Origin of the sequence: Escherichia sp. E1V33, from assembly GCF_004211955.1 — a bacterium.
Lineage (GTDB): Bacteria > Pseudomonadota > Gammaproteobacteria > Enterobacterales > Enterobacteriaceae > Escherichia.
The window spans coordinates 166,482-180,458 of record NZ_RHJI01000010.1 but is presented as its reverse complement, the minus strand read 5'-3'; the positions used below and the strand labels follow the sequence as shown (position 1 = coordinate 180,458).

Annotated in this window: 12 protein-coding genes; 8 read left to right on the top strand and 4 right to left on the bottom strand. The window is 50.8% G+C overall.

Annotated features, from left to right (window positions below):
• The first annotated feature begins 66 nt into the window (after nt 1–66).
• Complete coding sequence (gene ruvA / locus D9742_RS08980) at nt 67–678, top strand: Holliday junction branch migration protein RuvA (protein ID WP_130236675.1); 612 nt, start codon at nt 67–69, stop codon at nt 676–678.
• An 8-nt stretch (nt 679–686) separates the two neighbouring features.
• Nucleotides 687–1,697 (top strand): Holliday junction branch migration DNA helicase RuvB, encoded by a 1,011-nt coding sequence (gene ruvB / locus D9742_RS08975; RefSeq protein WP_000568522.1) that lies wholly within the window; start codon nt 687–689, stop codon nt 1,695–1,697.
• A gap of 135 nt (nt 1,698–1,832) precedes the next feature.
• Here the strand turns inward: ruvB and znuB are convergent, their stop codons facing one another.
• Together znuB and znuC are read right to left on the bottom strand one after the other, a co-directional pair.
• Nucleotides 1,833–2,618 (bottom strand): zinc ABC transporter permease subunit ZnuB, encoded by a 786-nt coding sequence (gene znuB / locus D9742_RS08970; RefSeq protein ID WP_130208494.1) that lies wholly within the window; start codon nt 2,616–2,618, stop codon nt 1,833–1,835.
• Nucleotides 2,615–3,370, bottom strand: a complete 756-nt coding sequence (gene znuC, locus D9742_RS08965; RefSeq protein WP_130236674.1) for a zinc ABC transporter ATP-binding protein ZnuC — start codon at nt 3,368–3,370, stop codon at nt 2,615–2,617. Before znuC ends, znuB begins: the two co-directional genes overlap by 4 nt.
• Nucleotides 3,371–3,448: 78 nt before the next feature.
• Between znuC and znuA the strand changes: the two genes are divergently transcribed.
• From znuA to lpxM, 3 genes are all read left to right on the top strand, one after another.
• Nucleotides 3,449–4,381, top strand: coding sequence for a zinc ABC transporter substrate-binding protein ZnuA (gene znuA / locus D9742_RS08960; protein WP_074399578.1), 933 nt, complete (start codon nt 3,449–3,451; stop codon nt 4,379–4,381).
• 15 nt (nt 4,382–4,396) lie between these two features.
• Nucleotides 4,397–5,719 (top strand): murein DD-endopeptidase MepM, encoded by a 1,323-nt coding sequence (gene mepM, locus D9742_RS08955; protein ID WP_130236673.1) that lies wholly within the window; start codon nt 4,397–4,399, stop codon nt 5,717–5,719.
• A gap of 118 nt (nt 5,720–5,837) precedes the next feature.
• Complete coding sequence (gene lpxM / locus D9742_RS08950; RefSeq protein ID WP_130236672.1) at nt 5,838–6,809, top strand: lauroyl-Kdo(2)-lipid IV(A) myristoyltransferase; 972 nt, start codon at nt 5,838–5,840, stop codon at nt 6,807–6,809.
• 154 nt (nt 6,810–6,963) lie between these two features.
• On the opposite strand, the gene pyk is transcribed toward lpxM, so the two are convergent.
• The gene (gene pyk, locus D9742_RS08945) at nt 6,964–8,406 is read right to left on the bottom strand and encodes a pyruvate kinase (protein WP_130236671.1); all 1,443 of its coding nucleotides are present in this window, start codon (nt 8,404–8,406) and stop codon (nt 6,964–6,966) included.
• A 125-nt stretch (nt 8,407–8,531) separates the two neighbouring features.
• The gene (hexR, locus tag D9742_RS08940) at nt 8,532–9,401 is read right to left on the bottom strand and encodes a DNA-binding transcriptional regulator HexR (RefSeq protein ID WP_130236670.1); all 870 of its coding nucleotides are present in this window, start codon (nt 9,399–9,401) and stop codon (nt 8,532–8,534) included.
• 346 nt (nt 9,402–9,747) lie between these two features.
• On the opposite strand from hexR, the gene zwf reads away from it, so the two are divergent.
• The 3 genes from zwf (at nt 9,748) to kdgA (ending at nt 13,948) form a co-directional block, all read left to right on the top strand.
• A complete protein-coding gene (zwf, locus tag D9742_RS08935; RefSeq protein ID WP_001718415.1) occupies nt 9,748–11,223 on the top strand; it encodes a glucose-6-phosphate dehydrogenase in 1,476 nt (491 codons plus the stop codon).
• A gap of 234 nt (nt 11,224–11,457) precedes the next feature.
• A complete protein-coding gene (edd, locus tag D9742_RS08930; RefSeq protein WP_130236669.1) occupies nt 11,458–13,269 on the top strand; it encodes a phosphogluconate dehydratase in 1,812 nt (603 codons plus the stop codon).
• 37 nt (nt 13,270–13,306) lie between these two features.
• On the top strand, nt 13,307–13,948 hold the full coding sequence (kdgA, locus tag D9742_RS08925) for a bifunctional 4-hydroxy-2-oxoglutarate aldolase/2-dehydro-3-deoxy-phosphogluconate aldolase (RefSeq protein WP_064529269.1): 642 nt from the start codon (nt 13,307–13,309) through the stop codon (nt 13,946–13,948).
• Nucleotides 13,949–13,977 lie beyond the last annotated feature (29 nt).

Below are 13,977 nucleotides of genomic sequence, written 5' to 3'. Positions count from 1 at the left end.
GGATATCTATCCAGCATTTTTTTATGATACACCTTTGTATCATAGCCATTAACCCAGGAGCGTCATGTGATAGGCAGACTCAGAGGCATCATCATTGAAAAACAACCCCCGCTGGTGTTACTTGAAGTGGGCGGCGTAGGCTATGAAGTGCATATGCCGATGACCTGTTTTTACGAACTCCCGGAAGCGGGGCAGGAAGCGATTGTTTTCACCCACTTTGTGGTGCGTGAAGATGCACAGCTGCTGTACGGTTTTAACAATAAACAAGAGCGCACATTGTTCAAAGAGTTGATCAAAACCAACGGCGTTGGGCCAAAACTAGCATTGGCTATCCTGTCCGGAATGTCGGCGCAGCAGTTTGTTAATGCGGTTGAGCGTGAAGAGCTGGGTGCACTGGTGAAACTGCCGGGCATTGGTAAAAAAACCGCCGAGCGTTTGATTGTCGAAATGAAAGACAGATTTAAAGGTCTGCACGGCGATCTCTTTACTCCAGCCGCCGATCTTGTGCTCACGTCTCCTGCCAGCCCGGCAACTGACGATGCCGAGCAGGAAGCGGTTGCTGCGCTGGTGGCGCTAGGCTATAAACCACAAGAAGCCAGCCGCATGGTGAGCAAAATTGCTCGTCCTGATGCCAGCAGTGAAACATTAATTCGCGAAGCCCTGCGCGCCGCGTTATGAGGTAAAGGATGATTGAAGCAGACCGTCTGATTTCTGCCGGTACAACTTTGCCGGAAGATGTGGCAGATCGCGCCATTCGCCCTAAATTACTGGAAGAGTATGTTGGTCAGCCGCAGGTTCGCTCACAGATGGAGATTTTCATCAAAGCAGCGAAACTGCGCGGCGATGCCCTCGATCATCTGTTGATTTTTGGCCCGCCTGGTCTTGGGAAAACCACGCTTGCCAATATTGTCGCCAACGAAATGGGCGTAAATTTACGCACTACGTCAGGTCCAGTGCTGGAAAAGGCTGGCGATCTGGCAGCGATGCTGACTAACCTTGAACCACACGATGTTCTGTTTATCGATGAAATTCACCGTCTTTCACCTGTGGTGGAAGAGGTGTTGTATCCGGCAATGGAAGACTACCAGCTGGATATTATGATCGGTGAAGGTCCTGCGGCGCGTTCAATTAAAATCGATCTGCCGCCGTTCACCCTTATTGGCGCGACCACGCGTGCTGGCTCACTGACGTCACCACTGCGTGATCGTTTCGGTATTGTGCAGCGTCTTGAGTTTTATCAAGTGCCGGACCTGCAATATATTGTCAGTCGTAGCGCGCGCTTTATGGGCCTCGAAATGAGTGACGATGGCGCGCTGGAAGTGGCGCGTCGGGCGCGTGGTACACCACGTATTGCTAACCGTTTGCTGCGTCGCGTGCGCGATTTTGCCGAAGTGAAGCATGATGGCACTATCTCGGCAGATATCGCCGCCCAGGCGCTGGATATGCTGAATGTCGATGCTGAAGGTTTCGATTATATGGACCGCAAGTTATTGCTGGCGGTGATTGACAAGTTCTTCGGCGGGCCTGTAGGTCTGGATAACCTGGCGGCGGCTATTGGCGAAGAACGTGAAACCATTGAAGATGTGCTGGAGCCTTATTTGATTCAGCAAGGCTTTTTACAGCGTACACCACGCGGGCGTATGGCGACAGTGCGGGCGTGGAACCACTTCGGCATCACGCCGCCAGAAATGCCGTAGGTCGGACCGATCGTTCATGCCGCAAAGAGTGCCTGATGCGACGCTGTTCGCGTCTTATCAGGCCTACAAAGATTACCAAACGGTAGATCGGATAAGGCGCTCGCGCCGCATCCGACAAATGTGTTCAGCGCCAAATTAGCTGGCCTGTTTTTTCATCATACTCAAAATAAACAACAGCGCAGCGCACAGCACCACTGACGGACCCGCAGGCGTATCGTAAAACGCTGAAAAAGTTAAACCGCCGGTTACAGCAATCATCCCCACCAAAACGGCGACACCTGCCATCTGTTCCGGCGTACGTGCGAAACGACGTGCGGTAGCAGCCGGAATGATCAGCAGTGAGGTAATAATCAACGCCCCGACAAATTTCATTGCCACACCAATCGTCAATGCTGTTACCAGCATCAACAGCAATTTCACGCGCTGTAATTTCACGCCATCGACAAATGCCAGATCCGGGCTAATGGTCATCGACAGTAAATTGCGCCATTGCCAGAACAGAATCGCCACCACAATGACCACGCCAATGGCGATGGAGATAAGATCTTCCGGCGTCACTGCCAGCAAATCACCGAACAGGTATGCCATCAAGTCTACGCGAATGTTAGACATCAGACTGACAACGACCAGGCCCAGTGACAAGGCACTGTGCGCCATAATGCCCAATAACGTGTCGATCGCCAGTTGCGGACGCTTCTCCAGCCATACCAGACCGCCCGCCAGCAGTAGCGTAACGGCAATCACCGCGTAGAAGGGATTCACGTCCAGCAACAGACCAAACGCCACCCCAAGTAAAGACGCATGGGCCAACGTATCGCCGAAATAAGACATACGACGCCAGACAACAAAAGAACCCAAAGGACCTGCAGCACAGGCCAGCATAATCCCGGCTAACCAACCGGGAAATAATAATTCAATCATGAGCGATCACTTCCCCGACGCAGAACAATTCGCCCCTGTAGATCGTGGCGGTGGTTATGATGATGGCGATAAATACCCAGCTGTTCAGCTCCGCGAGGCCCGAACATCGAAATAAATTCCGGATGTAGGGAAACGACTTCTGGTGTGCCAGAACAACAGATGTGATGGTTCAGGCAAAGTACTTCATCGGTTTTTGCCATCACCAGATGCAGATCATGAGACACCATTAAAACGGCACAATCCAGTTCGCGACGTAGTTGGTCAATAAGGTCATATAACGCCACCTGGCCATTCACGTCCACGCCCTGGGTGGGTTCATCCAGAACTAATAACTGTGGTTGATTTAACAATGCGCGCGCTAACAGTACACGCTGAGTTTCACCGCCAGAGAGTTTTTGCATTGGCGCGTCAATAAGATGCCCTGCCTGAACGCGTTTTAGTGCAGGCAGAATATCGTCCTTATGTGTTCTGGGGCGTAAACGTAAAAAACGGTTTACGGTGAGTGGCAACGTGGTGTCGAGATACAGCTTCTGCGGCACATAACCAATGCGCAGTTTTCCGTGGCGCTTGATAACACCTTCATCTGGTGTTACCAGCCCGAGCACAACCCGAACCAGTGTCGACTTACCAGCGCCGTTCGGCCCAAGTAAGGTCAAAATTTTACCAGGCTTGAGTTCCAGCGACACATCAGAGAGGACGCGGCGTTGGCCAAATGAAACCGAGACATTTTCCAGGGAAACCAGACTTGTCATGTTAATTTTAGTCTTGCAGTAGTCATGAAATGTTATAATATCACACTTCTTATATTCATTACGATGATTGGTCGCATTATGTTACATAAAAAAACGCTTCTTTTCGCAGCATTATCTGCTGCTCTCTGGGGCAGTGCAACACAGGTAGCAGAAGCTGCTGTTGTCGCTTCGCTTAAACCTGTTGGATTCATCGCTTCCGCTATTGCTGATGGGGTAACAGAGACGGAGGTATTACTTCCTGATGGCGCCTCTGAACATGATTATTCACTGCGTCCATCTGATGTAAAACGCTTACAGAACGCGGACTTAGTTGTCTGGGTTGGCCCAGAAATGGAAGCCTTTATGCAAAAGCCCGTGAGTAAATTACCCGAGGCGAAACAGGTAACCATCGCGCAGCTTGAGAGTGTAAAACCGCTGCTGATGAAAAGCATTCACGACGCTGATGATGATCATGACCACGCAGAAAAAAGTGACGAAGATCACCATCACGGCGATTTCAACATGCATGTTTGGCTTTCCCCAGAGATAGCGCGGGCTACAGCGGTTGCAATCCATGGAAAATTAGTGGAACTTATGCCGCAAAGTCGAGCCAAACTTGACGCCAACCTGATGGAATTTGAGGCACAATTAGCTTCAAGTAGGAAACAGGTTGGTAACGAGCTCGCGCCGCTCAAGGGAAAAGGTTATTTCGTTTTTCATGATGCTTACGGCTACTTCGAAAAACAATTCGGACTGACACCGCTTGGTCACTTTACCGTAAACCCAGAGATTCAACCTGGCGCGCAGCGTTTACATCAAATAAGAACACAGTTGGTTGAGCAAAAAGCAACCTGCGTTTTTGCTGAGCCACAGTTCAGGCCTGCGGTCGTCGAAAGCGTCGCACGAGGGACATCCGTTCGTATGGGAACGTTGGATCCCCTTGGGACGAATATCAAACTGGGCAAAACGAGCTATTCAGAATTCCTGAATCAATTAGCTAACCAGTACGCGAGCTGCCTGAAAGGAGATTAATGAGGAAGTGATTACGTGCAACAGATAGCCCGCTCTGTCGCCCTGGCGTTTAATAATTTACCGCGACCACACCGCGTTATGTTGGGGTCGCTCACCGTTCTTACACTGGCCGTCGCTGTCTGGCGGCCTTATGTTTACCACCGAGACGCCTCGCCTATTGTCAAAACCATTGAGCTTGAACAGAACGAAATTCGTTCTCTCTTACCTGAGGCCAGTGAGCCGATTGATCAAGCCGCGCAAGAAGATGAAGCCATTCCACAGGACGAACTGGACGACAAAATCGCTGGTGAAGCTGGCGTTCATGAATATGTCGTTTCTACGGGCGACACGTTAAGTAGCATCCTTAATCAATATGGCATTGAGATGGGCGATATCACCCAACTGGCTGCTGCTGATACAGATCTGCGTAACCTGAAAATTGGTCAACAACTCTCCTGGACATTAACCGCTGATGGCGAGTTACAGCGTCTGACCTGGGAAGTGTCTCGCCGCGAAACCCGTACCTATGACCGCACCGCCGCTAATGGTTTTAAAATGACCAGCGAAATGCAGCAAGGGGAGTGGGTTAACAGTTTGTTGAAAGGAACCGTTGGGACAAGTTTTGTTGCCAGCGCCCAAAGTGCCGGTTTAACCAGTGCTGAAGTGAGCGCGGTGATTAAAGCAATGCAGTGGCAGATGGACTTCCGCAAAGTGAAAAAAGGTGACGAATTTGCGGTATTAATGTCACGTGAGATGCTTGATGGCAAACGTGAACAAAGCCAACTGTTGGGCGTGCGTTTGCGTTCAGAAGGCAAAGATTACTATGCTATTCGCGCTGAAGATGGCAAATTCTACGACCGCAACGGCACGGGCCTGGCGAAGGGATTCTTACGATTCCCGACGGCAAAGCAGTTCCGCATTTCGTCTAACTTTAACCCGCGTCGTCTGAACCCGGTAACCGCTCGTGTTGCGCCGCACAGAGGCGTTGATTTTGCGATGCCGCAGGGTACGCCGGTGCTTTCGGTGGGTGACGGTGAGGTGGTCGTTGCTAAGCGCAGTGGCGCCGCTGGTTATTATGTCGCGATTCGTCATGGTCGCAGCTACACCACGCGTTATATGCATCTGCGTAAGATTCTGGTTAAACCGGGGCAGAAAGTGAAGCGTGGCGATCGTATCGCGCTTTCCGGTAACACCGGGCGTTCAACAGGGCCACATCTGCACTATGAAGTATGGATTAACCAGCAGGCTGTGAACCCGTTGACAGCGAAACTGCCGCGTACTGAAGGGCTGACCGGTTCCGATCGTACCGATTTCCTGGCGAAGGCCAAAGAGATTGTGCCGCAGCTACAGTTTGATTAATTAATACCCATTGGCAGCCGGTACGCAGTCAGTACCGGCTTTTTTATTTGGTGCGGGGCAAGTTGCGCCGTTACACTACCACCAGATTGATTATTGCCTTATCCGAAACTGGAAAAGCATGGAAACGAAAAAAAATAATAGCGAATACATTCCTGAGTTTGATAAATCCTTTCGTCACCCTCGTTACTGGGGAGCCTGGTTGGGCGTGGCGGCAATGGCCGGTATTGCCTTAACGCCAGCGAAATTCCGTGATCCCATTCTTGCGCGGTTGGGGCGTTTTGCCGGAAGACTGGGCAAAAGCTCACGTCGTCGGGCGTTGATCAATCTTTCTCTCTGCTTTCCAGAACGTAGCGAAGCCGAACGCGAAGCGATTGTTGATGAGATGTTTGCTACCGCGCCGCAAGCGATGGCAATGATGGCTGAACTGGCGATACGCGGGCCGGAGAAAGTCCAACCTCGCGTCGACTGGCAGGGGCTGGAGATCATCGAAGAGATGCGGCGTAACAACGAGAAAGTGATCTTTCTGGTGCCGCACGGCTGGGCAGTTGATATCCCCGCCATGCTGATGGCCTCACAAGGGCAGAAAATGGCAGCGATGTTCCATAATCAGGGTAATCCTGTTTTTGATTATGTCTGGAACACCGTGCGTCGTCGTTTCGGTGGTCGTTTGCATGCACGAAATGATGGCATTAAGCCATTCATTCAGTCGGTTCGTCAGGGCTACTGGGGCTATTATTTACCGGATCAGGATCATGGCCCTGAACACAGCGAATTTGTTGATTTCTTCGCAACCTATAAAGCGACGCTACCAGCGATTGGTCGTCTGATGAAAGTGTGTCGCGCGCGCGTCGTTCCGTTGTTCCCAATCTATGATGGCAAAACCCATCGTCTGACGATTCAGGTTCGTCCACCGATGGATGACCTGTCAGAAGCGGATGACGCTACCATTGCGCGACGGATGAATGAAGAAGTTGAGATTTTTGTTGGTCCGCGTCCAGAGCAGTACACCTGGATTTTAAAATTGCTGAAAACGCGTAAACCGGGCGAAATCCAGCCGTATAAGCGTAAAGATCTTTATCCCATCAAATAAAAAAAGCCTCTCGTGAAGAGAGGCTCTCGTCTAATGCTAAGTGCGCATTTGTTCTATGCGCATGCTTATCGGGCCGACAGGTTGATCGTAATTTATTGAATTATCACGGTCCTGTAGGCCGGATATGGCATTTATGCCGTATCCGGCAACTAACTTACTCTACCGTTAAAATACGCGTGGTATTAGTAGAACCCACGGTGCTCATTACGTCGCCCTGGGTGACAATCACCAGATCACCAGACATCAGGTAGCCTTTATCGCGCAGCAGATTTACTGCTTCGCTGGCAGCAACCACGCCATCATTTGCACTATCAAAATAGACCGGCGTAACACCACGATAAAGCGCAGTCAGGTTCAGAGTGCGTTCATGACGAGACATGGCGAAAATCGGCAGACCGGAGCTGATACGGGAAGTCATCAGCGCGGTACGACCGGATTCGGTCATAGTGATGATCGCGGTAACGCCTTTCAGGTGGTTAGCCGCGTACATTGCAGACATCGCGATAGCTTCTTCCACATTGTCGAACTGAACGTCCAGGCGGTGTTTAGACACATTGATGCTCGGGATTTTTTCGGCACCCAGGCAAACACGCGCCATTGCAGCAACGGTTTCAGATGGATATTGACCAGCGGCGGTTTCTGCAGACAACATTACGGCGTCAGTACCATCCAGAACGGCGTTCGCCACGTCCATGACTTCTGCACGCGTCGGCATTGGGTTGGTAATCATCGACTCCATCATCTGGGTCGCAGTAATGACTGCACGGTTAAGTTGACGTGCGCGACGAATCAACGCTTTCTGGATTCCAACCAGTTCCGGATCGCCAATCTCTACGCCGAGGTCGCCACGTGCGACCATCACCACATCAGAAGCGAGGATAATGTCGTCCATTGCATCCTGGCTGCAAACGGCTTCTGCACGCTCAACTTTGGCGACAATTTTCGCATCACAACCTGCATCGCGCGCCAGGCGACGAGCATAATTCAGATCTTCGCCGCAGCGTGGGAAGGAGACAGCCAAATAATCTACGCCAATCAATGCCGCAGTTTTAATGTCTGCTTTGTCTTTCTCTGTCAGCGCCTCAGCCGACAGACCGCCGCCGAGTTTGTTGATCCCTTTATTGTTGGAGAGAGGGCCGCCGACGGTCACTTCGGTGAACACTTTCATGCCCTGAACTTCCAGCACTTTTAACTGTACTCGACCGTCGTCCAGCAGCAGAATGTCGCCAGGCACGACGTCAGCAGGCAGACCTTTATAGTCGATACCGACTTTTTCTTTATCGCCTTCACCTTTGCCCAGGTTGGCATCCAGCAGGAATTTATCCCCGATATTGAGGAAAACCTTACCTTCTTTAAAGGTAGATACGCGAATCTTTGGCCCCTGAAGGTCACCGAGAATAGCCACATGACGACCCAGTTTTGCGGCAATTTCACGAACTTTATCCGCGCGCATTTTATGGTCTTCAGGCGAGCCATGAGAAAAGTTCATTCGTACGACGTTTGCGCCCGCAGCGATGACCTTTTCAAGGTTATTATCGCGATCGGTAGCCGGGCCTAACGTGGTAACGATTTTGGTTCTGCGAAGCCTTCTGGACATGTAATACTCCGTTGACTGAAACAACCAGGTGTTGCTTGAACATGAATTCGCATAAACTAAAACCATTATGGTTTTAATTTAAACACATGCGAATATCGTATAAGGATAGAACAGTGATAATCGATTTAGCGATCGTCACTCAATTTAAGTAACTGCTTATCAAAGCGCGATTCCTTAAGCGCTTCCTTGACCCGCTTCAAGTTATCTCTGAATTTTGTGCCGCGTCGCAAAGTAAATCCTGTTGCCAGCACATCTATCACGGTCAACTGCGCAAGTCGAGAAACCATGGGCATATAAATGTCAGTATCTTCCGGTACGTCGAGGGTAATTGCCAGCGTTGCTTCCCGGGCGAGTGGTGTACCGGCGGAGGTGAGGGCAATCACCATAGCGTCGTTTTCCCGTGCTAACTGTGCCAGTTCAACAAGAATTTTGGTTCTTCCGGTGTGAGAAATCAGCACAACTACGTCTCCGTCGCTACAATTCATACAACTCATGCGTTGCAGCACGATATCGTCGGAGTAAACCACCGGAACATTAAAGCGAAAAAATTTATTCATCGCATCGTGGGCGACGGCGGCAGAAGAGCCCAGACCGAAAAAGGCGATTTTTTTGGCCTGTGTCAGGAGATCGACGGCACGGTTGACGGCAGATTTGTCCAGCGAGTGACGGACGTGATCGAGCGTGGCCATTGCCGACTCAAATATTTTCCCCGTGTATGATTCAACGCTGTCATCTTCATTAACGTTGCGATTAACATAGGGTGTGCCATTTGCCAGGCTTTGTGCCAGATGGAGTTTAAAATCAGGAAAACCGCGGGTGTCCATGCTGCGACAGAAACGATTCACCGTCGGTTCGCTAACATTGGCCTCAAGCGCCAGAGTAGCAATACTCGAATGGATCGCGTTGTCAGGCGAAGCAAGAATGACCTCGGCGACTTTTCGTTCTGATTTGCTCAAATGTTCCAGTTGAGACCGGATTTTTTCCAGCATATTCATGATGTAAAGAGACTCACGGTAATGACGATTTCCGCACTGGAAGAAATCGAAATGCAGTTTGGTCTGATATTACGCCTGTGTGTCGTATTAATGACAAAAGCGGATAAAAAAGTTGTCATTTTTTTTCATTACATGATCGGTGTCAGATTTTTTTCGAATGAAAAACCGTCATTAACGATGATTTTTTTATCAGTTTTGCCGCATTTTACACGGTTTAAACGTAATGGCACATGTGGATAAGCGTTTACAGTTTTCGCAAGCTCGTAAAAGCAGTACAGTGCACCGTAAGAAAATTACAAGTATACCCAGGCTTAAGTACCGGGTTAGTTAACTTAAGGAGAATGACATGGCGGTAACGCAAACAGCCCAGGCCTGTGACCTGGTCATTTTCGGCGCGAAAGGCGACCTTGCGCGTCGTAAATTGCTGCCTTCCCTGTATCAACTGGAAAAAGCCGGTCAGCTCAACCCGGATACCCGTATTATCGGCGTAGGGCGTGCTGACTGGGATAAAGCGGCATATACCAAAGTAGTCCGCGAAGCGCTGGAAACCTTCATGAAAGAAACTATTGATGAAGGTTTGTGGGATACCCTGAGCGCACGTCTGGATTTTTGTAACCTTGATGTCAATGACACAGCCGCATTCAACCGTCTTGGTGCGATGCTGGATCAAAAAAATCGTATCACGATTAACTACTTTGCCATGCCACCAAGCACTTTTGGCGCAATCTGCAAAGGGCTTGGTGAGGCAAAACTGAATGCCAAACCGGCACGCGTCGTCATGGAGAAACCGCTGGGGACGTCGCTGGCGACTTCGCGTGAAATCAACGATCAGGTTGGCGAATACTTCGAGGAGTGCCAGGTTTACCGTATCGACCATTACCTTGGTAAAGAAACGGTGCTGAACCTGCTGGCGCTGCGTTTTGCTAACTCCCTGTTTGTGAATAACTGGGACAACCGCACTATTGATCATGTTGAGATCACCGTGGCAGAAGAAGTGGGGATCGAAGGGCGCTGGGGGTATTTTGATAAAGCCGGCCAGATGCGCGATATGATCCAGAACCACCTGCTGCAAATTCTCTGCATGATTGCGATGTCCCCGCCTTCCGACCTGAGCGCTGACAGCATTCGTGATGAAAAAGTGAAAGTATTGAAATCATTGCGTCGTATCGATCGCTCTAACGTGCGTGAAAAAACAGTACGTGGGCAATACACTGCGGGCTTCGCTCAGGGTAAAAAAGTGCCTGGTTACCTGGAAGAAGAGGGCGCGAACAAAAGCAGTAACACAGAAACCTTCGTGGCGATCCGGGTCGATATCGACAACTGGCGCTGGGCTGGCGTACCGTTCTACTTGCGTACTGGTAAACGTCTGCCGACCAAATGTTCTGAAGTGGTGGTCTATTTCAAAACGCCAGAGCTCAATCTGTTTAAAGAGTCATGGCAGGATCTGCCGCAGAACAAACTCACCATCCGTCTGCAACCTGATGAAGGCGTGGATATTCAGGTGTTGAACAAGGTCCCTGGTCTTGATCACAAACATAACCTGCAAATCACCAAGCTGGATCTGAGCTATTCAGAAACCTTTAATCAGACGCATCTGGCTGATGCCTATGAACGTCTGCTGCTGGAAACCATGCGCGGTATTCAGGCGCTGTTTGTGCGTCGCGATGAAGTGGAAGAAGCGTGGAAATGGGTGGACTCCATTACCGAAGCATGGGCAATGGATAACGATGCGCCGAAACCGTATCAGGCCGGAACCTGGGGACCGGTTGCTTCGGTGGCGATGATTACCCGTGATGGCCGTTCCTGGAATGAGTTTGAGTAATATCTCCGCTCATCCTTAATGGTTATTTTACCGGTAACATGATCTTGCACAGATTGTAGAGCAATTTTTACACTTTCAGGCCTCGCGTGGATTCACCCGCGAGGCTTTTTTTATTACACTGACTGAAACGTTTCTGCCCTATGAGCTCCGGTTACAGGCGTTTCACTCATAAATCCTCTGAATGAAACGCGTTGTGAATCATCCTGCTCTGACAACTCAATTTCAGGAGCCTTTATGAATCCACAATTGTTACGCGTAACAAATCGAATCATTGAACGTTCGCGCGAGAGTCGCTCTGCTTACCTCGCCCGGATAGAACAAGCGAAAACCTCGACCGTTCATCGTTCGCAGTTGGCATGCGGTAACCTGGCTCACGGTTTCGCAGCTTGCCAGCCAGAAGACAAAGCCTCCCTGAAAAGCATGTTGCGTAACAATATCGCCATCATCACCTCCTACAACGACATGCTCTCCGCTCACCAGCCTTATGAACATTATCCCGAGATCATTCGTAAAGCACTGCATGAAGCTAATGCGGTTGGCCAGGTTGCGGGTGGTGTTCCGGCGATGTGTGATGGTGTAACTCAGGGGCAGGATGGTATGGAACTGTCTCTGTTAAGCCGCGAAGTCATTGCGATGTCTGCGGCGGTGGGGCTGTCCCATAACATGTTTGATGGCGCGCTGTTCCTCGGCGTGTGCGATAAGATTGTCCCAGGGCTGACGATGGCCGCATTGTCGTTCGGTCATCTGCCTGCGGTGTTTGTGCCGTCTGGTCCGATGGCAAGCGGGTTGCCAAATAAAGAAAAAGTGCGTATTCGCCAGCTTTATGCCGAAGGTAAAGTGGACCGCATGGCGCTGCTGGAATCAGAAGCAGCGTCTTATCATGCGCCGGGAACATGTACTTTCTACGGTACTGCCAACACCAACCAGATGGTGGTGGAGTTTATGGGGATGCAGTTGCCGGGCTCTTCTTTTGTTCATCCGGATTCCCCGCTGCGTGATGCGCTCACTGCAGCCGCCGCGCGCCAGGTGACGCGTATGACCGGAAATGGTAACGAATGGATGCCGATTGGTAAGATGATCGATGAGAAAGTGGTGGTGAACGGCATTGTTGCGCTACTGGCGACCGGTGGCTCCACTAACCACACGATGCATCTGGTGGCGATGGCGCGAGCTGCCGGTATTCAGATTAACTGGGATGACTTCTCTGATCTTTCGGATGTCGTACCTCTGATGGCGCGTTTGTATCCAAACGGTCCGGCCGATATTAACCACTTCCAGGCGGCGGGTGGCGTACCGGTTCTGGTGCGTGAGCTGCTCAAGGCGGGTCTGTTACATGAAGATGTCAATACAGTGGCGGGCTTTGGTCTTTCTCGCTACACCCTCGAACCGTGGCTGAATAACGGTGAGCTGGACTGGCGTGAAGGTGCAGACAAGTCGCTCGACAACAATGTGATTGCTTCCTTTGAACAACCTTTCTCGCATCATGGCGGGACAAAAGTGTTAAGCGGCAACCTGGGGCGTGCCGTCATGAAAACCTCTGCTGTGCCGGTTGAAAACCAGATAATTGAAGCGCCAGCTGTTGTTTTTGAGAGCCAGCATGACGTTATGCCTGCTTTTGAAGCGGGTATGCTGGACCGTGATTGTGTGGTTGTTGTCCGCCATCAGGGGCCAAAAGCGAACGGAATGCCAGAATTACATAAACTCATGCCGCCACTTGGTGTATTATTGGACCGGCGTTTCAAAATTGCGTTAGTTACCGATGGACGACTCTCTGGTGCTTCAGGTAAAGTGCCGTCAGCTATCCACGTAACACCAGAAGCCTACGATGGCGGGCTGCTGGCAAAAGTGCGCGATGGGGACATCATTCGTGTGAATGGACAGACAGGCGAACTGACACTGCTGGTAGACGAAGCTGAACTGGCTGCTCGCGAACCACACATTCCTGACCTGAGCGCGTCACGCGTGGGAACAGGACGTGAATTATTCAGCGCCTTGCGTGAAAAACTGTCCGGTGCCGAACAGGGCGCAACCTGTATCACTTTTTAAGACGACAAAATTTGTAATCAGGCGAGAGAAAACTCTGATGAAAAACTGGAAAACAAGTGCAGAATCAATCCTGACCACCGGCCCGGTTGTACCGGTTATCGTGGTAAATAAACTGGAACACGCGGTGCCAATGGCAAAAGCGTTGGTTGCTGGTGGGGTGCGCGTTCTGGAAGTGACTCTGCGTACGGCGTGTGCAGTTGATGCTATCCGTGCTATTGCCAAAGAAGTGCCGGAAGCGATTGTGGGTGCCGGTACGGTGCTGAATCCGCAGCAACTGGCAGAAGTAACTGAAGCGGGCGCGCAGTTCGCAATCAGCCCTGGTCTGACTGAACCACTGCTGAAAGCGGCGACAGAAGGTACTATTCCTCTGATTCCAGGTATCAGCACCGTTTCCGAACTCATGCTGGGTATGGACTACGGCCTGAAAGAGTTCAAATTCTTCCCGGCAGAAGCTAATGGTGGCGTGAAAGCACTGCAGGCGATTGCGGGGCCGTTCTCCCAGGTTCGTTTCTGCCCGACTGGTGGTATTTCTCCGGCTAACTACCGTGACTACCTGGCGCTGAAAAGCGTACTGTGCATTGGTGGTTCCTGGCTGGTTCCGGCAGATGCGCTGGAAGCGGGCGATTACGACCGTATTACTAAGCTGGCGCGTGAAGCAGTAGAAGGCGCGAAGCTGTAAAAGTCAAAATGCCCGATCGTGAATCGGGC